Here is a 20,378-nt window from a genome sequence, read left to right on the forward strand (position 1 = left end):
AACGAGATTTACTCTCACTTTACAAGACAATGTATGTGATCTTTTTAGGCAACATAAATTTAACGAGTAAAAATCGGACAAAGTTCATCTTCTTTCTTACCCCTCATGCTGTTCTACTTGCGATGTCTTGTTGGAAGAATACACCTGTTCTTAAAAAATACCTCCCTAGCGAGGTTGCGATGCGTGGTTTACTTTTATTAGTAACACGTGAAATCGAAAAAATTGATACACATCACACGTCGCAATTGCATATTGTATTGTTAACAGAATGAATTTAATTAAAAAAAAGTGATCAATAATCCAAATCACAAAAAAAAATGAGCTTTATATCTTATGGACAGCAGAAAAATACGAACAAATGGAACTGAGTCCACCATTCTTTATCGCCTTTGTGATCTCGCGGTAATCGGTGGTTCACTTGTCTTAGCAAGCTATCTTTACTTGGGAAAAGCATGTGACGACTGTCTGCTGCTTGCAACGCTGACTTCGATTTGCTACCTGCTTTTTGCTGAAAGTTCCCACTTATATCGCTCTTGGCGTGTTAGTAATTTTCAGGGTCAAATGACAGCAACCCTCTTACCATGGCTTGGTGCGTGCCTGGTTCTTGTTGCGTACTTTTTCTTCACACAACGTGGTATCGAATTTTCCAGAGTCGTCATGACGATCTGGTTTGTAATGGGAGCCATTGGTTTGGTGCTGTGGCGATTCCTTGCTCGCGTTGCATTGAGTCGTCTTCGAAACCACGGTATTAACACCCGTTGTGCAGCGATTATTGGCACCACAGCAAACGGTATTGAGCTCGCCCAGGAATTCCAGAATAACCATGCACTAGGTATCAAATTGGTAGGCTTTTACGAGGATCGCAGCAGCGACCGTATCGAAGGCAGTTTACCTGCACCAATGTTAGGCAAAGTCGATGATGCACTAGAGCAAGCAAAACAAGGCAAGCTTCAACATATTTACATTGCAATGCCGATGCATGCCAAAGATCGCATAGCGCGATATCTCAACCAGTTTGCAGATACCACCGCCACGACCTATCTAGTACCTGATTTCTTTACCTACAATCTGCTCCACAGCCGCTGGCAAACCATTGGTCATGTCCACACATTGAGCGTACATGATACGCCTTTTAGTGGCATTGCTGCGTGGGCGAAAAGAGTGGAAGACATAATCCTATCGATACTCATCATTATTTTGATTTCCCCCGTCCTGCTTGCAGTTGCTATCGGTGTGAAAATGTCATCTCCGGGTCCTATCATTTTTAAGCAACACCGATATGGACTTGATGGCCAACAAATTAAAGTGTGGAAATTCCGCTCTATGTCCACCACAGACAATGGCGATGTGGTGAAACAGGCAACAAAGAATGATCCACGTGTCACGCCATTCGGCGCGTTTATTCGACGTACCTCGCTCGATGAACTCCCGCAATTTTTTAACGTTTTGCGCGGCTCAATGTCTATTGTTGGCCCTCGTCCTCATGCTGTCGCTCACAATGAGCAATACCGTGCCATTGTTGACCGCTACATGCTTCGCCACAAAGTGAAACCTGGCATTACCGGATGGGCACAGATCAATGGTTATCGTGGTGAGACTGACACGCTAGATAAAATGGAAAAACGAATTCAATTCGATTTGGAATATATACAAAACTGGTCGCTATGGATGGACATCAAGATAGTTTTTGCCACTGTATTTAAAGGCTTTGTTGGTAAAACGGCGTACTAGGAGATGGGCGTGATTCGCAGTAATTTATGGTTTTTTTCCTTTGTCTTGTTACCGCTATCTGCCGCAGCAGCGGTTGAGCCTCTAGCATATCAAACGGAAAATGGCATCGATATTATCCCTACGCTGAAAGTCAGCGCCGGGTATGACGACAATGTTCGCCGAACAACAGACAACCCGGTCAGTTCGCCAATGACACGGATTTCTCCCAAAGTCATCGCTTTACTAGAGACTAATAACAGCGCCTATCAGTTTGATTATCGTATGGATGCGGTGTATTTCGCCGACAGCAGTGATGATAACTTCGTGGATCAACAAGCCCATGCATACGGATTTTGGCTATTCAACATCCGAAATCGCCTGCGTTTGGACTACCTCTACAAAGTCGTCAGTGAGCCACGAGGCACAGGCTTAACCGAGGGTAACAGCCTTGCCGTTGATGAGCCTTTGCGTTTTCACTATCAAGACTTCAATGCGCGCTACACCTATGGAGCCGCGGGCGCTAAAGGCCGCTTAGTTGGCATTGCTGGCTACGAGAGCAAAGACTACAAAGATGTCACCTACGTAAACCGTGGCGGACGAACCGATGAAAGCCGTTTTTACAACTGGGAACAACCCTACCTAAGTGGCGAATTTTATTACGCCTTATCAAACTACTTCAACGTTGTAACCATGGCTCGCATTGAAGATCGAAGCTATGAGTTTATCCCGCTAAATTCAAGCTCCCGTGATAACCAAAACTCCTTATTGTACGGTGGTCTGGAATGGGACATCACAGGGAAAACGCAAGGAAAGCTGCTCGTCGGTATGCAAAACAAGGACTTCGATGATTCAAGTCGTAAGGACTTTCAAGGAGTGAGTTGGCGCGCCAACGTAAGCTGGTCACCTACCGATTACAGTACTTTCAAATTGGAAGGACGCGATTATGCTCGCGACCCCGACATCAATGCCGACTATGTTCAAGACCGCTCGCTCAAGCTTGACTGGGAGCATAGCTGGACACCGCTTTTAGCATCCATTGCCACTGTTCGCTATGGCACCAACGACTACCCAGGAGGAGTACGTAACGATGACGACATATTGTTGGAACTTTCAGTCGTTCATAGCCTTACTCGATGGTGGGATATCTCGGTGGGTGTAAGCAAGTTTGATCGCGATTCTAGCTTATCTGGATATAGCTATGAACAAACTCGGATTTTTATTGGCATGGAGGTGAGCTTGTGATCCACCGATTTCTGTTACTCCTTTTATTGTTAATGCCCTTCACTGGTGGAGCGGCAGAGACAGAGCAATATGTACTAGATGATGGTGATCGTATTTCCATCAAAGTGTATGGGGAGGAAGACCTTTCCATGGACATTTTACTCAGCACACAAGGGCGCTTTGACTACCCCTACTTAGGACGCCTGGAAGCTGCAGGGAAATCTGTTGGCCAACTGCAACGCATCATTGAACGCGGACTTCGCGGTGACTATTTAATTGACCCTAAGGTCACGGTTAATGTCATTCAGTTTCGCAAGTTTTACGTCAATGGCGAAGTGAATCAGCCCGGTGGGTTTGACTATCAACCGGGGCTAACCGTAGGTAAAGCGATTGCAATTGCAGGTGGTTTCACCGACCGAGCATCACGCAATAAAATACAAAAGACAGAAGCCAAAAATGGAACAACACAAAATAATGTTGGCCTGTCACAAACTGTTGGCCCCGGTGACATTATCGTGGTTGAACAGAGTTTTTTTTAGATAGCGCTTCGAGTATAAAAGGAAATTATCAACATGAGACTTATCGAGCCCAACCCGGCAAGCGGGCAAGCACGCCTCGATCTTAAGCGTTACTTCAGCGTGATAAAGCGCTATTGGATACCCATTTCCCTGTTTGTCATCATCGTTACGCTCATTGCAACGATATTGGTTTTGTCGATTACACCTGTCTATCGCGCTACCGCCACACTGCTTATCGAGTCTCAGGCAAATAAGACAATTTCTATCGAAGAAGTGTATTCGCTCGATACCAATAAAAAAGAGTACTACCAAACGCAATTTGAAATCCTTCGTTCTGACTATTTATCAGAGAAGGTGATCGATGAGCTAGGTATTGCGCAAATCAGAGAATTCAACAATCTTGTAGGTAAACCTTCAGGAAGAGAACAACTTCTTACCCTGTTACACAAGGTAGAGTTTTTACAATCCCTCCTGCCCAAGCCAACGCCAGTCACCGAAACGGTTGACGCTGGCTCGGCGAATCAGTCCGTACTGAAGAAATTCAAATCTCATTTGGCCATAGAGCCCATTCGCAACACACAATTGGTGAGAATTCACTTTGCCTCAGCAGATCCTGTGCTGGCTGCCAATGTCGCAAACGCACTAGGCCAAGCATATATCGAGTCAAACCTAGAAGCGCGACTGGTTGCAACACAAACTGCATCAGGATGGATCACAGACCGGTTGGGCGAACTGAAGAACAACCTAGACATCTCAGAATTAGCACTCACTCAATTTCTGCAAGACGAAGGTTTGATCGAACTGAATGACATTGACGAATTGGCTGGTACCGAACTCACCAACCTGACTATTCGCGTTGCTGAAGCAAGAGAAAAACGTGTGGCTGCAGAGAGCATTTATTCACTGATGCAAGGCAGTGGTGCAGGCAGTGCAGCCTTGCTTTCGGTGCCTGAAATATCAAACCACCCTCAGGTTCGTGATGTGAAAAATGCAGAGACTGACGCTGAGCGTAAAGTTTCAGAGCTTTCAAAACGTTATGGTGAAAAGCACGACAAAATGATTCAGGCTCGCGCTCAACTTGCCGCCGTTCGCAGCCGCGCCAACTCTGTGATCAATGAGTTGGCTCGTGGTATTGAAAAAGAACTCACCAATGCCCGCAAACAAGAAGCATCCCTCATCGCGCAGCTTGAAAGCAAAAAGGGCGACTACCAGAACATAAGCTCTAAGCGATCGCAGTACGAATCACTCAAACGCGATGTTGATTCTAGTCGTCAACTTTATGACCTGTTTTTAAACAGACAAAAAGAAACCACGGCAACCAGTAACTTTGAAGACGTGATTGCCCGCTTTACCGACAAAGCCAAAACGGCACAAGACCCTTATCGCCCGCAAACGACCAAGTTGATTGCTATCAGCGCTGCATTTGCTCTATTGATTGGTATCGTAGGTGCACTGTTGGCGGATGCGTATCGCAATATCATTGAGAAACCTGATGACATCGAGGAGAAACTTGGTTTGCAGCATTTAGGCTTCCTTCCTCAAGTCAAAGCGAAACGATTCAAAAACAGCCCTCTGGATCACACTCTGTATTATGATCCTGATGCCGCGTTATTCAGTGAATCTGTAAGGACTATTCGCACCTCAATACTTCTCACCCTCACTAACAGCAAGCGTAAAGTGTTAGCGGTGACATCCTCTTTGCCTTCTGAAGGCAAAACCACAGTGGCGCTCAATTTGGCCCAATCATTAGCGAAGATGGAACGCACTTTGCTGATTGATTGCGACCTCCGGATGCCTGCTGTTGGCAGTCGCTATGGCTTGCCGCGTAACCAAGCTGGTTTGACGAATGCGTTGGTAATGGGAACACCGATCAGCGAGTGTATTTATCATGATGACCAGTCGTCACTTGATATATTGCCGTCAGGATTACTGCCGCCAAACCCTCAAGAATTGTTGAGCTCACCTAAGTTTACAGCCTTGATCAATCAGCTCAAACAAAGCTATGAACGCATCATACTTGATACTCCGCCGGTGCATGTGGTCAGTGACAGCCTAATCCTTGGACGTTTAGCCGGTGGCATGGTCGTTGTCGTGAAAGCTGAATCGACGACAGAGAAACAAATCAACCATACGGTGGCTCAATTGGTACGTCATGACATTGCCATAGATGGTGTCGTACTTAACCAGTTATCTAGCAAATATGCAGAGGCGAAATACAAGCTGCATTACGGTTACTACAACACCAACAAAAAGGGTGATGACACGCTCGAAGCTAGCTGATACTCGAGTTTTACAAGGATATACAACAATAATGAAAACGAGTTTTGATGTATTTAACGGCGATGCCGATGGGATCTGCGCACTGTTACAACTTCGATTAGCAACGCCAAAAGACAGCGTGCTGATCACTGGTGTAAAACGCGATATTGCCTTGCTAAAGCAAGTCGATCCTGCCATTGCTCAGGACGTGACGGTGCTAGATGTCGCCATGGGTAAAAACCGCGCGGCACTAGATAATCTTTTGTCTCAAGGTGTCAGAGTGTTTTACGCCGATCACCATAATCCTGACGAGATCCCTGAGCACTCTGGGCTGACTACGCACATCAATACGGCTGCCAATACCTGCACTAGCCTGATTGTCGATAAGCTGCTTGATGGGCGATATCGCGAATGGGCATTGGTGGGTGCTTATGGTGACAACTTGTTTGCGGTGGCTGATACCCTGGCCAACAAGGCAGGTCTTTGTGAGCAAGACAAGCTGACGCTCAAGCAATTTGGTACCTATCTGAACTACAACGGGTATGGATCGTCACTGGCTGATTTATTGTTCTCTCCCGTTGAGATTTACAAGCTAATGGCCGCTTATCCTTCACCGTTCAATTTTATTACTGAACGCCCCGACGTGTATTCCACGTTAGAGAATGGCTTTATGAATGACAGCGAAAAAGCCGCTGCCATTGTGCCCCACTCTGAGCGTTCAGGATCTCGTGTATACATGCTGCCCGACGAACCTTGGGCTCGTCGAATCAGCGGTGTGTATTCGAATGATCTCGCCAATCAAGATCCCAATGTTGCCAATGCCGTTATCACCGAAAAAGCGGACGGTAACTACTTGGTCAGCATTCGAGCACCACTGAAGAATCGTATCGGTGCCGATGAACTAGCAGCCGCATTTCCAACTGGCGGCGGTAGAAAAGCCGCAGCTGGTATTAATGCTCTGCCCGCAGAATTACTCCCTGAATTTATAGAAGCGTTCCACCAGCGTTACCCGCTGGCAACGTAAGAAAAGGATGCACAATGGTGGACATGATTTCGCTAAACCAAACCCATCTCAAACAGTTAGAAAACGAGTCGATTCATATCATTCGTGAAGTCGCTGCTGAGTTCGATAACCCTGTGATGATGTATTCCGTCGGTAAAGATTCAGCCGTGATGCTGCATCTTGCCATGAAAGCATTTTATCCAGGTAAACCGCCCTTTCCTCTGCTGCACGTGGATACCACGTGGAAGTTCAAGGAGATGATCCAGTTTCGTGATGATTTCACCAAGAAGCTAGGGGTGGATCTTCTGGTTCATATCAATCAAGACGGCGTCGACATGGGGATCAGCCCTTTTGAACACGGCAGCGCAAAACACACTGACATCATGAAAACCCAGGGCCTAAAACAGGCATTGAATAAATATGGGTTTGATGCGGCATTTGGTGGTGCACGTCGCGATGAAGAAAAGAGCCGCGCGAAAGAGCGTGTGTATTCGTTCCGTGACAAACACCACCGCTGGGATCCAAAAAACCAACGCCCTGAGCTTTGGGATACCTACAACGGCCGCGTTAACAAAGGCGAGAGCATTCGTGTCTTCCCGCTGTCGAACTGGACTGAGTTGGATATCTGGCAATATATCTACATGGAAAACATCGATATCGTGCCTTTGTACTTCGCAAAAGAACGCCCAGTTGTTGAGCGAGATGGCACGCTGATCATGGTAGATGACGAGCGTATGACATTGGAAAAAGACGAGAAGGTTGAAATGAAGTCTGTGCGTTTTCGCACACTCGGTTGCTACCCATTAACGGGTGCGGTCGAATCAACCGCAGCGACCTTGCCTGAAATCATTCAAGAAATGTTGCTAACCAAAACCTCTGAGCGTCAGGGTCGAGTCATCGATCATGACCAGTCTGGTTCTATGGAGCAGAAAAAACGAGAAGGCTACTTCTAAAAAGCCTCACCACTTTACTGAATGAATTTGCTAATTGCATAAGGAATGCACTCATGAGCCATAGCTCAACTCTGATAGCGTCAGATATCGAAGCGTATCTGCATCAGCATGAAAACAAAGATCTGTTGCGTCTTTTGACCTGCGGCAGCGTAGATGACGGTAAATCCACCCTGATTGGCCGCCTGCTCTTCGATACGAAATTGATCTTCGAAGATCACCTTTCCACCCTTCACAAAGACAATGCACGTGTTGGCAATGCAGGCGAATCACTTGACCTTGCCTTATTAGTTGATGGCCTGCAATCAGAGCGAGAGCAAGGCATCACCATTGATGTGGCCTATCGTTATTTTTCAACCGAAAAGCGCAAGTTCATTATCGCCGATTGCCCTGGACATGAGCAGTACACACGTAACATGGCCACGGGCGCCTCTAACTGTGAGTTGGCTATTGTCATGGTCGATGCGCGAAAAGGGTTATTAACACAGACTCGCCGCCACAGTTATATCGTTAATAAGCTCGGGATCCGACACGTTGTTGTGGCGATCAACAAAATGGATTTAGTCAATTTTGACCAAGGTGTGTTTGATGCCATTAAAGCTGATTATCAGGCGATGGCAACACAGCTTGGGATCAAAGACGTTCATTACGTCCCCCTTTCAGCACTCACTGGCGACAACGTCGTATCCAATAGTGACAACATGCCTTGGTATACAGGTCCATCTTTGATGGCGCTTTTAGAAGGTATCGAAATCAGCCGAGATCAAAATCTTGACTTAATGCGCTTCCCTGTTCAGTTCGTTAATCGCCCTAACGATGGATTTCGCGGCTACTGCGGAACGCTCGCTTCCGGCATTTTGCGCAAAGGCGATGAAGTCGTGGCGCTACCGTCGGGCCAAAAGAGCACAGTCAGCGCAATCGTCACTTACGACGGCGAACTGGATATCATTGCGCCAAACAATGCTATTACCGTCACCCTTACCGATGAAATTGATATTTCTCGTGGCGACATGCTGGTTCACGCAGATACTGCACCCGCCTCTACAGACCGCCTAACCGCCAGTCTGGTTTGGATGGCACAAGACACCCTGCGAACCCATCGCGATTATGACTTCAAATTCGCGACGCATAACGTTACTGGCCGCGTAACCGATATCACGCACAAAATCGATATCAACAATTTCGAGACATTGGCCGCTGACGAACTCGCACTGAATGAAATCGGTGTGGTAGAGCTTCAACTCAATGCCCCGGTTGCTGTGGACCACTACGCTGATATTCGCAAGACAGGTGCTTTTATCGTCATCGATCGTCTGAGCAATATCACGGTAGCTGCCGGTATGGTTGAAGCGTTGCACACTCAGCTTGGCCCTCAGCAATACCGCAATTACAGCGCCGCCGAAGTCGCGCTTAACCGCTACATTCGTGAACACTTCCCTGAGTGGGAAACAAAATCGATAGGGTGATCAGCAAAGAAAGAAGCAGCAAAAAATCTGTAACTTTACGCGCTGACAAAGAGAGTGACACACCAATGACCGCCAAGGTTTTACATATCATCAATGACTTATCTCTCAATGGCGGCGCGCAGCGTTTCGTGATTGATTTGGTTTGTCCGCCGCCTGACGGTTATGAAATCCGCGTGATTACATTGGAGGACACCAATGATTTTCACGCAGACATGCAAGCACAAGGCGTCAAATGCTACGTGTGGGACAAGCTTTCATTGAGAGAGAAATGGCAAATTTTACGCTGGCCCGATTTAATTCATGGCCATCTATTTCCCTCAATTTATATTGCCTTGGCGGCCTTTGGTAAGAAGCGTGTTCAGACCGAACACGCAACCCACAACCGTCGTCGCGATCACATATGGATGAAACCCTTCGAGTTTTATCTCTATTGGCGCTACCAGGCCACCGTGTGTATCACTGAACAGGTACAGCAAGCGCTGGAAGACTTCTTACCGCAGTGGAAAAGTCATTACCAAGTCATCTTAAATGGTATTGATTTAAGTAAGTATCCGTTAAAGGTCAAGTCTGTACCTGCTGCCGACGTTCCGATCCGAATCGGCATGGTAGGACGATTTCATGCTTACAAAGATCACCCTACACTGATCCGTGCACTTGCTCTTTTGCCTGAAAGGTATGAATTGCATTTTGCTGGTGATGGTGATCGACGTGACGAATACCAAGCGCTGGTCAAATCGCTAGCACTAGATAGTCGTGTCGTATTTCATGGTGTTCGCTCGGACATCCCATCCTTTCTTAACGACATGGATGTTTATGTTCAAAGTTCAATCGTTGAAGGGTTTGGTTTGGCGGCAGTTGAAGCCATGGCGGCAGGCCTGCCTGTATTGGCATCTCGCGTACAAGGCATGAGGGAAGTTATAGACAACGAGGCATCCCTGTTTGCTGTTGGGGATGAAAAGACGCTGGTGCAGATGATTGCCGCGCTGTGCGACGAAGAAGCAAACTACCAAGTGTCTGCACAGCATTCCATCTCACGCTGTCAGCATTTCACCTTATCCGCCTTTCGAGAGCAGTACTACAACACCTATCAATCATTAATAGGCGACAAGCAGAGGTTGGCCGATGGCAAGACCTCTTGAGCATTTGGCGGCGCTTGCCGTCATCTTATTTTTCGTTCCTCTAAAAGTAGATGTGTCTGGCATGTCCCTCTACCTGGCTGATCTCCAAAGTATTGCCGCGCTAGGTGTATTGGGTATTGCCCTTTTTCGTGGACAACTAAAACAAACCACCATAAAAGGCATTGGCTTTGTTCTCGTGTTTGTCATTTATATTCTGCTGGTTGGAATACTCAATGATGTTCCCTTTAAGTTGGTGCTGACTGAAATGGTGCAGTGGCTTTCTGTAGCTGCGTTTCTTGGCTTTCTTCACCAGGCGGGCTTGCTAGCTTCGCCTCGTTTTTTGTCTACCGTGACGCTTTATGCGTTCGCGGGTGCCATCTACACAGCAGCTTGGCACATAATGCAGCCCGGCTTTTCCGATTTCAAACAGCTAGCCAACACAAAATATTTGTTCGGTTTCTGCTGTGTGATGCTGTATCTGATGCGTGACCACATCCGCTTCAGTCACGTTTTACTTGGTATAGCGCTGATTTTGCTAGTGATGTCTGGCGAGCGAAAAGCACTGCTTGGCGTCATAGTGATGGTTGCATGTGACTACGCATTTTGCCGCAAAGTGGGCGACCGTCGCACGCAAGACACATTTAACATCTTAGGTTTCATGGTGTTGTTTGGCGCCATTATTGCCGCATTCTCCACCGGGTACTTGATAGGGCTTCCCGCCATGTTAGACCATCTTGAGTTCACCCAATTTGACATTCTTTTTGCCGATCAGGAACAAGCTCGCTGGGATTCTGAAGTCTGGCGAAAGCTACTGCTCGCCAATGGCTTTTCCTTGTTTTTAGAGCATCCTATTTTTGGCGTCGGACCCAAAATGCTGCCAGAGTACATGGTGGATTATTTCTACAATCAAGAACTCGCCATCTATACCCATAACTTCGCCCTTGATGTCGCTATTGAATATGGTGCAGTGGGGTTAACTATCCTCATCGGCGGTTTTGTACTTAGCATGCGCCAACTGTTTCGCCAACGTATGCAAAACCCCGTCGCATTTCTACTGGCCGCCTATATATTTGCGATGGTGCTATTTGTCGCTTTCAACACCACCATCATGTTTATGTTTTTATTTCCATTTTTTGTTAACACTCGTATTGAGCTTGAACCCAATATTAAATCTTCAACCAACACACGATTGAACCACACCGCCACCACGGATAGATCTTTATCAAACGTCGTTATTCATAAGGATAAGTAATGAAATTCAGCCTGGCCCGACAACGCGCCTTCGACCAAACCTTACGCGAAACGGATTTCGTACTGGTTTACCAAATGGGCAAAGTTGGCTCGTCATCAATCGAAGCATCACTCGAACACGCAGAAATTCCAAGCTGGCACATTCATACCTTTGATGACAATGAAGAATTCCAGATGTACCACAATACTGCTGATGTGGCCTGTTTCTTTGATTGGCCAGTGCGCACCGCTTACAGACTGACACTGGCACATCGCCGTCGAATACTGCAAAAGCGCGACCACCTAAAGATCATTACGCTGGTACGCGATCCAGTGGCTACTGTGGTTTCCCGTTTTTTCCAAGATTTGCATATCCAGTTTATTTCAGGAAAAAAGAATAACGCGATTCATGGCGATATCGATACCACGCTCAAGCACCTTACTGATGCGTTTGAAAACCAAATGCGTTTAGATTATTTCACTGATTGGTTTGATCGTGAGTTAAAACGCCAATTTGGTGTTGATGTCCTTAAACATATTTCCGACCCTAGCCAAACCCATTGGCACATTGAACAAAATGGTTGCGATGTTTTACTGATGAAATGTGAAGCGATCAACCAATCTGCAGACGTATTGGCAGCCTTTCTAGAGCATCCAGGTTTCACGCTTGAGTCCAGTAATGAAGGTTCGAATAAGTGGTATTCGGCGTTGTATCAACGCTTTAAAGAAACCTATTCGTTTGAACGTTTGTTCCACCTTTATGATGCCCCACTGTATCGCGCCGTCTACAGTGAAGAAGAAATCGCGCGTTTCAAATCGAAATGGGGACAGTGATGAAGACTATTCTCCATATCACCGAAGCATTTGGCGGTGGCATCCAGACAGCCCTGTGCAGCTACGCTCGATCAACAAAAGACGACCCCATTCGTCATATTTTGCTCGCCCGATTGCGACCTAAAGATGATACAGGCATGGCAATCCAATCTTTGTTCAGTAACGTGATTACCGTCGAAGGTGGACTGCTCACCTTCTTTCGTGCTGCGCGTGATGCTGTCAAAGAAATACAGCCAGATATTATCCACCTGCATTCCAGTTTTGCTGGCTTCCTTGGTCGCTATTTACCCAAAGGCAACGCCAGAATCGTCTATACACCGCACTGCTATGCGTTTGAACGACGTGATATCTCTGATTTAATGCAAAACGTATATATGCATCTTGAGTCGTTAGGTCTTTCCCGCATCGATGTGGTGGCAGGGTGCAGTGAACGTGAATGTGAACTGGCTTTAGAGCTTGGTGCAAAACGGGCCGTCCATCTCAATAACTACGCAGATTTGAGCAGCGACCTACAAAATAATGCCGTCGAAAAAATGAAACGTCCGCCTTTTAATATCGTGGTGGTAGGACGAGTTTCTGCACAAAAAGACCCTGGTTTTTTATTGGAAACCGTGAGGCATCTAAATAGCTACCCTGAGCATGAGCAATTACATCTCCGATGGTTGGGAGGTGGCGATAACGAACACGAAGAAGCACTCAAAAGTGTTGGCGTCGATGTCACTGGGATGATCCCCCACCAACAAGTCATGCAAACATTGCAAAGTGCCGATCTCTGCCTTCACTGTGCCGCTTGGGAAGGTATGCCGCTAACGCTCCTTGAAGCTGCAAGCATGCAAGTACCCATGATTGTGCGCATTATTGGCGCAACGCAAAACCTCCCCTACCGATACATGGTGGATACGCCCGAGGCGATGGCAAAGCAAATTGTGGAATTTTGCCGTCACCCTGAAAACCCGGACTACCAAGCAGCCCTCGCACTGTTCAACAATGATTTTAGCGCTGAAAATCAGCGTAGCGCTTTGCTTTCCATCTACGAGGTGTAATGAATGAACTGGGTAGTGGCGTTGATGATTGCTGGGTTATTGGGGGCACTGGTTTTCACCAGCCTCCGCCCCGCGCTGGTATTTGGCGCAGTTTTCACGGCTTTACTCATGGTTGATGTGGTGCCTGCCGATCAGCTTTTCAATAACTTCACCAATCCAGCACTCATCACCTTGGTTTTGCTGATTCTGGTGTCGGTGATACTCGAGCGAACCGTTCTAATAAGCGCGCTCGGTCACTGGTGCACACGAGGTAGCCTGCGCAGGGTAGCGCTGCAAACTACCGTTTCTGCGGGCTTACTGTCTGCGGTGATCAACAATACGGCGGTGGTATCAACGCTGATGCGCAGCATGACACAAAGTAAGCACCCCGGTAGCAAACTACTGATCCCTCTTTCATATGCCGCCATTTTGGGTGGCACTATGACCCTAATTGGTACTTCTACCAATTTGTTGGTTAATGGCTTTACGCTTAATGCAGGATTAGAAGGAATACACTTTTTCGATTTCACCTTGGTCGGCGGTCCTTTGTTTATTATTGGCATCATGGTGATTGTTTTTCTCTCATTGCCTCTTTTGCCTCATCGAGATACCGCTCCAGTAGATGACACACACCAGTATTTGCTCGAATCTCGCCTGAGTGCCGATTCGCCGATGATTGGCCTTAGTGTCGAAGCCAGTGGTCTTCGGCATCTAGAAAGGTTGTTTTTGGTCGAAATCATTCGGGGTGATCGCGTGATATCCCCTGTCACGCCCAGCGAACCGCTGCAAGGGAACGACATTTTAGTCTTTTCCGGCGATCTGGAAGCGACACCTCTCCTAGCCAGCTTTAAAGGGCTAACCCTTAGTACACAAGGGGAGAAACTGCCTTCTGATAACTTAATGGACGTCGTGGTCGCTCCCCATGCGATGGTATCGGGAAAGACCATAAAATCCCTCAATTTTCGCACCCAATTTGACGCGGCAGTGGTTGCGGTAAAGCGCGGTGACCACCAGCTTCGAGGCGGATTGGGTCAAGTCAGGTTGCAAGGTGGCGATTTGCTGGTATTGGCGGTGGGGGATGATTTTTATCGTCGCGATACGCTGGCGCAAAATTTCGTATTAGTGGGCGAACGCCAACAGGGTGTTTTTCTCAGCGCGCGACAATCCACACTGTTTTGTTTAGGTGCGGTCGCCGTATTGGTCGCGAGCTTTATGGATGTGTTGCCGCTGTATAAGGGGTTAATTCTGCTTATCGCCGCCGCTATCGGAACTCGCTTGGTCTCAATTCACGACCTCCGTCGTCGCTTCCCCTTTGAATTGGTATTGGTGGTAGGATCGGCCCTAGGGCTTGCTCAAGCCATCAGTCAAACAGGTTTGGCGGACAACATTGCTTCAACCATGATGTCACTAAGCCAAAATAGTGGCCCATTTGGTGCCTTGGTTATCTTATACATCGCAACGTGGTTGATGACTGAACTTATCACCAATAACGCCGCCGCTGCGATTGCCTTTCCGATTGGTCTCGCGATTGCCGCGCAATATCAGGTTGACCCGATGCCATACATCATGACCGTTGCGTTTGCCGCCAGTGCCAGCTTTCTGTCTCCATTTGGTTATCAGACCAACTTGATGGTGTATACCGCTGGACGCTACCAATCTAAAGACTATTTAAAAGCAGGTTTACCTCTTTCTTTGATTTATGGACTGGGCGTGATCACGCTTGTCCCACTTGCATTCCCTTGGTGAGGTTTCGAACCATGCTTTCCGCCCTCATAAACCGCGTTCAGTCTATGACGCCAGATCGTCGTCAGTTTTTCGTTCACGCTGCGCTAGCTGCACTCTTTCGCGTGTTCGCGGCAGGAGCGGCATTCTTACTCAGTGTCGCAGCAGCTCGCGTACTCGGCGCAGAACAATCAGGCCTATTTTTCCTCGGTTTAAGCCTTGCTACGCTGCTCGGTACATTGTGCTTACTTGGCATGGATAACGCCATACTGCGTTTCATTGGTCAATCTCATGTCAGTGGTGACAACGAACACACCAATCAGGTATTTACGAATGCCTACGCAGCCGTCGTGCCTGTCGCCGTTTTATCTGGCGCGATAGTCTATTTTTGCGCACCTTGGCTGGCCAACGCCGTGTTCCACAAGCCCGAGGCAACAGAGACCCTACGTTACTTTGCCGCTGCAATCCCATTTGTCAGCTTATTCTTCTTAAACGGATACGCACTTCAAGCTACGCGAAAAGTGATTGCGTCGGTATGCTCCATGCAACTGGGGGTCACAATACTCGCACTTCCCGCGTTGCTCTATCTCCCCTATATTCAGACCACACCTCTCGCCAGCACTGCAGCGATGATATATGTATTAGCATCCGTGCTAGTGGTTATTGCAGGCTTGTGGCTTTGGTTCAACGTGCCGGCACATGGCATCAACACCTCAAATCTTCGCATGCCGGAACTTTGGGAAGCGGCGCCTAACCTTTGGCTTATTTCAGCAACTGGGCAAGCAATTCCTTGGGCATCGGTAGTGGTTGTTGGCTTCTTTGCATCGAGCGAAGAAATTGCATTTTTTTCTGCAGCCCAACGCACATCTTTGCTCATTAGCTTTATGTTGATGGTGGTAAACTTTGTCGCCGCACCGCGTTTTTCTGCTTTGTATAAAGCGGGCGAATTGGGACAGCTAAAAAGATTGGCGCAACTGTCGACACGGATGATGATTGGATTCTCACTCCCGATATTGCTGGCAGTTCTCATTTGGCCCGCGGCCATTATGTCACTGTTTGGGGATGCATTTTCGCAATCTGGACAGTTGCTTGTGATTCTCGCAATTGGGCAAACCATCAACGTTATGACAGGTTCGGTGGGATTTCTACTCACCATGTGTGGCTATGAGAAAGACATGCGAAACATTACGGTTTTCGCAGGGGTATTGACCGTGACTATGATGGTCGTTTTTACGTCTATATGGGGAATACTCGGTGCAGCCATCGCGGTGAGTTTGGGTGTCAGCACTCAAAATCTGTTAGCTCTGCACAAAGTAAAAAAAAGACTCGGCTTTTGGCCAATTGGCTGAGCAAAGCCATAATTTAGTATCGTGACAGTATTGTCATTGGCAAATGGTATACTCCATAGCCTAAATAAAATCACAAGACTTACAGTTAGTTGGACGTAAAATCTAAGGATATCTGATGATTAAGAAGTGCCTATTTCCGGCGGCGGGTTACGGAACCCGCTTTTTGCCTGCCACCAAATCCATGCCAAAAGAGATGATGCCAATCGTCAACAAACCACTGATTGAATACGGTGTAGACGAAGCGATTGAGGCTGGTATCACCGGAATGTGTATCGTGACAGGGCGTGGTAAGCACAGCCTGATGGATCATTTCGACAAAAACTATGAACTTGAACATCAGATCAAGGGAACCAATAAAGAAGCCTTACTGGAAGATATTCGCGCGACCATCGATGCCGCATCTTTTACTTATATCCGCCAAAAAGAAATGCGCGGTCTGGGTCACGCCATTCTGACTGGCCGCGATCTCGTCGGAGACGAAGCCTTTGCCGTTGTCCTTGCCGATGACCTTTGTGTCAACCAAGATAAAGGTGTGTTGACGCAGATGGTTGCCTTGTACAAACAGTTCCGCTGTTCGATCGTCGCGGTTGAAGAAGTACCAGACGATGAAACCCATAAATACGGCGTTATTTCAGGCCAAGAAATCAAAGATAACCTGTTCCGTGTTGATAATATGGTTGAAAAACCTGAGCCAGGCACTGCGCCAAGTAACCTTGCCATCATCGGCCGCTATATCCTGACACCTGACATTTTCGATATTCTGGAGAAAACAGCACCGGGTAAAAATGGCGAAATCCAAATCACGGATGCACTGTTGCAACAAGCGCAGAGCGGATGTGTTTTGGCCTATAAATTTAAAGGTGAGCGTTTTGACTGCGGCAGCGTAGAAGGCTTTATTGAAGCGACTAACTATTGCTATCAAAACATTTATCTTCAATCTGATGCCCCTAAACAGCCTCAGAAAACCGTCAAATGCGAGTGATCGTTACGCAAGAGTGTCACGTTTAATATTGTCGCTATTTGAACCAAGAAAGCTGTATATTCATACAGCTTTCTTCTTTTTCATTGCACGATATTGTGGGATACTTCCCGCATCCGTTTTTCTTCAGACTCCGTTCTGACAAGCAGGCAAGGTAGACATGGATACAATTGACGTCAGAGGGGCTCGTACCCATAACCTGAAAAACATTAACCTGACGATCCCTCGCGATAAGCTCATAGTGATCACAGGCCTTTCCGGCTCAGGAAAATCTTCTCTCGCCTTCGATACCTTGTATGCAGAAGGCCAGCGTCGTTATGTTGAATCACTTTCTGCCTATGCCCGTCAATTCTTATCCTTGATGGAAAAACCCGACGTTGACCACATTGAAGGCCTGTCACCTGCGATTTCGATCGAGCAAAAGTCTACTTCGCACAATCCTCGCTCGACGGTTGGCACCATCACGGAAATTTACGATTACCTACGTCTGCTATTCGCGCGCGTCGGCGACCCACGCTGCCCAACACACAACGTGACACTAGAAGCGCAAACCGTCAGTCAGATGGTCGATAAAGCGCTAGAAATGGATGAAGGCACCAAGCTGATGCTGCTGGCACCGATTGTCAAAGAGCGCAAAGGCGAGCACATCAAAACACTTGAAAATCTGGTTGCACATGGTTTTATTCGTGCTCGTATCGACGGTGAAGTGTGCGATCTTTCCGATCCTCCAACGCTTGAACTTCATAAGAAACACACGATCGAAGTGGTTGTGGATCGCTTTAAAGTGCGTAACGATCTCCACCAGCGTTTAGCTGAGTCCTTTGAAACCGCGCTGGAACTAACGGGCGGTACCGCGGTGATAAGCCACATGGATGGCGATGGCGACGATCTCATTTTCTCCGCCAACTTTGCTTGTCCACACTGTGGTTACAGCATGCAGGAGCTAGAGCCACGCCTGTTTTCGTTCAACAATCCAGCGGGTGCCTGTCCAACCTGTGATGGCCTGGGCGTGCAGCAATATTTCGACGAAAATCGCGTGGTACAGAATGAAGCCGTTAGCCTAGCGGGTGGCGCTATTCGAGGCTGGGATCGTCGTAATTTCTACTACTTCCAAATGCTGACCTCTCTTGCTGAGCACTACAAATTCGATATCGAAACACCCTGGCAAGACTTGCCTGATGCTATTCGCGATGTGGTACTGGATGGCTCAGGTAAAACGGATATCGCTTTTAAATATGTCAATGACCGTGGCGATCTGACCGTACGTAAGCACCCGTTTGAGGGCATATTAAATAACCTCAATCGACGCTATCGTGACACCGAATCCATGGCGGTACGTGAAGAGCTAGCAAAATACATTGCCAACAAGCCTTGTTCTAGCTGCGGTGGATCTCGCCTGCGTGAAGAAGCGCGCCATGTCTTTATTGGTGAAACCAATTTGCCAACCGTATGTGAAATGAGCATTCATCAAGCATTGACGTTTTTTGCTGAACTCTCACTGACAGGGCAACGCGCACAGATCGCCGACAAGGTAATGAAAGAGATCCATGACCGTCTGCATTTTTTGGTTAACGTTGGATTGAACTACCTTAATCTGTCGCGCAGTGCCGATACCCTCTCTGGTGGTGAAGCGCAGCGTATCCGATTAGCAAGCCAAATTGGTGCAGGCTTAGTGGGTGTTATGTATGTTCTTGATGAACCCTCAATCGGCCTTCATCAGCGCGACAACGAACGTCTACTCAGCACCTTGAATCACCTGCGTGACCTTGGCAATACCGTGCTTGTGGTAGAGCATGATGAAGATGCGATTCGTGCCGCTGACCATATTATCGATATTGGCCCCGGCGCCGGTGTTCACGGTGGCTTTGTGGTTGCCGAAGGCACTTATGAAGACATCATTTCCAACGAGGCATCATTGACCGGTCAGTACCTGAGCGGCAAGAAGAGAATCGAGATCCCTGTCACGCGTGTCCCCTATGACAAAACCAAAGTAGTGAAGCTCAAAGGTGCGTCTGGCAACAATCTAAAGAACGTTAACCTAACGCTACCTGTTGGCTTGTTTACCTGTGTGACGGGTGTGTCTGGCTCAGGTAAATCTACACTGATTAATGACACTTTTTATAAAATTGCCCACCAGCGCCTCAATGGCGCGACGACGGGTGAACCTGCGCCATTTAAAGACATTGAAGGCATCAATCACTTCGACAAAGTGATCGACATTGACCAAAGCCCCATTGGCCGTACTCCGCGCTCAAACCCAGCTACCTACACAGGTATTTTCACGCCGATCCGTGAGCTGTTTGCGGGCACTCAAGAGTCTCGTGCTCGCGGGTACAAAGTCGGTCGCTTTAGCTTTAACGTCAAAGGTGGTCGCTGTGAGGCCTGTCAGGGCGATGGCGTTATCAAAGTTGAAATGCATTTCCTGCCGGATGTTTACGTGCCTTGTGATGCGTGTAAAGGCAAACGCTATAACCGTGAAACACTCGAAATTCGTTACAAGGGAAAAACCATCGACGAAGTGCTCCAAATGACCGTCGAGGATGCCCGTGAGTACTTTGATGCCGTTCCTGCCATTGCCCGCAAGCTGCAAACCTTGATGGATGTGGGTTTGTCTTATGTTCGTCTGGGACAAGCGGCAACGACTTTATCTGGCGGAGAGGCACAACGTGTTAAACTTGCAAGAGAGCTTTCTAAGCGAGATACCGGTAAGACGCTGTATATTTTGGATGAACCGACAACGGGCCTACATTTTCACGACATTCAACAATTGCTGAATGTTTTGCATCGTCTTCGAGACCATGGCAATACGATCGTGGTTATTGAACACAATCTAGACGTGATTAAGACCGCTGATTGGATTGTTGATCTCGGTCCTGAAGGTGGCAGTGGCGGCGGGATGATCATTGCCGAAGGCACACCGGAGAAAGTTGCAAAATCAAAAGCGTCGCATACTGCACGTTTCTTGAAGCCGCTGCTCTCTTAAAAGCGTCAATCATC

The 20,378-nt window shown here is 47.6% G+C and carries 15 protein-coding genes; all 15 read left to right on the forward strand.

The genetic code is table 11. From position 1 onward, the window contains the following. The first annotated feature begins 333 nt into the window (after positions 1 to 333). Positions 334 to 1,731, forward strand: coding sequence for an undecaprenyl-phosphate glucose phosphotransferase (locus AB8599_RS14135; protein ID WP_407331534.1), 1,398 nt, complete (start codon positions 334 to 336; stop codon positions 1,729 to 1,731). A gap of 3 nt (positions 1,732 to 1,734) precedes the next feature. Next, positions 1,735 to 2,952: an outer membrane beta-barrel protein gene (locus AB8599_RS14140; protein WP_407331535.1), complete on the forward strand. Its 1,218-nt coding sequence runs from the start codon at positions 1,735 to 1,737 to the stop codon at positions 2,950 to 2,952. Between the two features lie 32 nt (positions 2,953 to 2,984). Further along, positions 2,985 to 3,470 carry a polysaccharide biosynthesis/export family protein gene (locus AB8599_RS14145; protein WP_407333232.1) on the forward strand — a complete coding sequence of 162 codons (486 nt, stop codon included), beginning with the start codon at positions 2,985 to 2,987 and terminating at the stop codon, positions 3,468 to 3,470. A 33-nt stretch (positions 3,471 to 3,503) separates the two neighbouring features. Further along, a complete protein-coding gene (locus AB8599_RS14150; protein WP_407331536.1) occupies positions 3,504 to 5,729 on the forward strand; it encodes a GumC family protein in 2,226 nt (741 codons plus the stop codon). 31 nt (positions 5,730 to 5,760) lie between these two features. Next, positions 5,761 to 6,732, forward strand: a complete 972-nt coding sequence (locus AB8599_RS14155; RefSeq protein WP_407331537.1) for a DHH family phosphoesterase — start codon at positions 5,761 to 5,763, stop codon at positions 6,730 to 6,732. A 14-nt stretch (positions 6,733 to 6,746) separates the two neighbouring features. Continuing rightward, on the forward strand, positions 6,747 to 7,664 hold the full coding sequence (cysD, locus tag AB8599_RS14160) for a sulfate adenylyltransferase subunit CysD (protein WP_407331538.1): 918 nt from the start codon (positions 6,747 to 6,749) through the stop codon (positions 7,662 to 7,664). Between the two features lie 53 nt (positions 7,665 to 7,717). Then, entirely contained in the window at positions 7,718 to 9,127 is a 1,410-nt protein-coding gene (gene cysN / locus AB8599_RS14165; protein WP_407331539.1) for a sulfate adenylyltransferase subunit CysN, read from the forward strand. A gap of 65 nt (positions 9,128 to 9,192) precedes the next feature. Further along, on the forward strand, positions 9,193 to 10,266 hold the full coding sequence (locus AB8599_RS14170; protein ID WP_407331540.1) for a glycosyltransferase: 1,074 nt from the start codon (positions 9,193 to 9,195) through the stop codon (positions 10,264 to 10,266). Beyond that, positions 10,250 to 11,497 (forward strand): O-antigen ligase family protein, encoded by a 1,248-nt coding sequence (locus tag AB8599_RS14175; RefSeq protein ID WP_407331541.1) that lies wholly within the window; start codon positions 10,250 to 10,252, stop codon positions 11,495 to 11,497. Before AB8599_RS14170 ends, AB8599_RS14175 begins: the two co-directional genes overlap by 17 nt. Further along, a complete protein-coding gene (locus tag AB8599_RS14180; RefSeq protein WP_407331542.1) occupies positions 11,497 to 12,309 on the forward strand; it encodes a putative capsular polysaccharide synthesis family protein in 813 nt (270 codons plus the stop codon). Before AB8599_RS14175 ends, AB8599_RS14180 begins: the two co-directional genes overlap by 1 nt. Then, entirely contained in the window at positions 12,309 to 13,352 is a 1,044-nt protein-coding gene (locus AB8599_RS14185; RefSeq protein WP_407331543.1) for a glycosyltransferase family 4 protein, read from the forward strand. Before AB8599_RS14180 ends, AB8599_RS14185 begins: the two co-directional genes overlap by 1 nt. A 3-nt stretch (positions 13,353 to 13,355) precedes the next feature. Further along, positions 13,356 to 15,077: an SLC13 family permease gene (locus AB8599_RS14190; RefSeq protein WP_407331544.1), complete on the forward strand. Its 1,722-nt coding sequence runs from the start codon at positions 13,356 to 13,358 to the stop codon at positions 15,075 to 15,077. 11 nt (positions 15,078 to 15,088) lie between these two features. Further along, complete coding sequence (locus AB8599_RS14195; RefSeq protein ID WP_407331545.1) at positions 15,089 to 16,402, forward strand: oligosaccharide flippase family protein; 1,314 nt, start codon at positions 15,089 to 15,091, stop codon at positions 16,400 to 16,402. 115 nt (positions 16,403 to 16,517) lie between these two features. Then, positions 16,518 to 17,384, forward strand: a complete 867-nt coding sequence (galU, locus tag AB8599_RS14200) for a UTP--glucose-1-phosphate uridylyltransferase GalU (RefSeq protein ID WP_407331546.1) — start codon at positions 16,518 to 16,520, stop codon at positions 17,382 to 17,384. A gap of 157 nt (positions 17,385 to 17,541) precedes the next feature. Then, on the forward strand, positions 17,542 to 20,364 hold the full coding sequence (gene uvrA, locus AB8599_RS14205; RefSeq protein WP_407331547.1) for an excinuclease ABC subunit UvrA: 2,823 nt from the start codon (positions 17,542 to 17,544) through the stop codon (positions 20,362 to 20,364). Positions 20,365 to 20,378: the final 14 nt, after the last annotated feature.

It is taken from the genome of Enterovibrio litoreus, from assembly GCF_045679545.1.
Taxonomy (GTDB): Bacteria; Pseudomonadota; Gammaproteobacteria; order Enterobacterales; family Vibrionaceae; genus Enterovibrio.

What these genes read in the sequence shown, in the direction of transcription:
- AB8599_RS14135 (WP_407331534.1), top strand. Translation starts at nt 334, where the DNA reads ATGGACAGCAGAAAAATACGAACAAATGGAACTGAGTCCACCATTCTT.
- AB8599_RS14140 (WP_407331535.1), top strand. Translation starts at nt 1,735, where the DNA reads ATGGGCGTGATTCGCAGTAATTTATGGTTTTTTTCCTTTGTCTTGTTA.
- AB8599_RS14145 (WP_407333232.1), top strand. Translation starts at nt 2,985, where the DNA reads ATGCCCTTCACTGGTGGAGCGGCAGAGACAGAGCAATATGTACTAGAT.
- AB8599_RS14150 (WP_407331536.1), top strand. Translation starts at nt 3,504, where the DNA reads ATGAGACTTATCGAGCCCAACCCGGCAAGCGGGCAAGCACGCCTCGAT.
- AB8599_RS14155 (WP_407331537.1), top strand. Translation starts at nt 5,761, where the DNA reads ATGAAAACGAGTTTTGATGTATTTAACGGCGATGCCGATGGGATCTGC.
- cysD (WP_407331538.1), top strand. Translation starts at nt 6,747, where the DNA reads ATGGTGGACATGATTTCGCTAAACCAAACCCATCTCAAACAGTTAGAA.
- cysN (WP_407331539.1), top strand. Translation starts at nt 7,718, where the DNA reads ATGAGCCATAGCTCAACTCTGATAGCGTCAGATATCGAAGCGTATCTG.
- AB8599_RS14170 (WP_407331540.1), top strand. Translation starts at nt 9,193, where the DNA reads ATGACCGCCAAGGTTTTACATATCATCAATGACTTATCTCTCAATGGC.
- AB8599_RS14175 (WP_407331541.1), top strand. Translation starts at nt 10,250, where the DNA reads ATGGCAAGACCTCTTGAGCATTTGGCGGCGCTTGCCGTCATCTTATTT.
- AB8599_RS14180 (WP_407331542.1), top strand. Translation starts at nt 11,497, where the DNA reads ATGAAATTCAGCCTGGCCCGACAACGCGCCTTCGACCAAACCTTACGC.
- AB8599_RS14185 (WP_407331543.1), top strand. Translation starts at nt 12,309, where the DNA reads ATGAAGACTATTCTCCATATCACCGAAGCATTTGGCGGTGGCATCCAG.
- AB8599_RS14190 (WP_407331544.1), top strand. Translation starts at nt 13,356, where the DNA reads ATGAACTGGGTAGTGGCGTTGATGATTGCTGGGTTATTGGGGGCACTG.
- AB8599_RS14195 (WP_407331545.1), top strand. Translation starts at nt 15,089, where the DNA reads ATGCTTTCCGCCCTCATAAACCGCGTTCAGTCTATGACGCCAGATCGT.
- galU (WP_407331546.1), top strand. Translation starts at nt 16,518, where the DNA reads ATGATTAAGAAGTGCCTATTTCCGGCGGCGGGTTACGGAACCCGCTTT.
- uvrA (WP_407331547.1), top strand. Translation starts at nt 17,542, where the DNA reads ATGGATACAATTGACGTCAGAGGGGCTCGTACCCATAACCTGAAAAAC.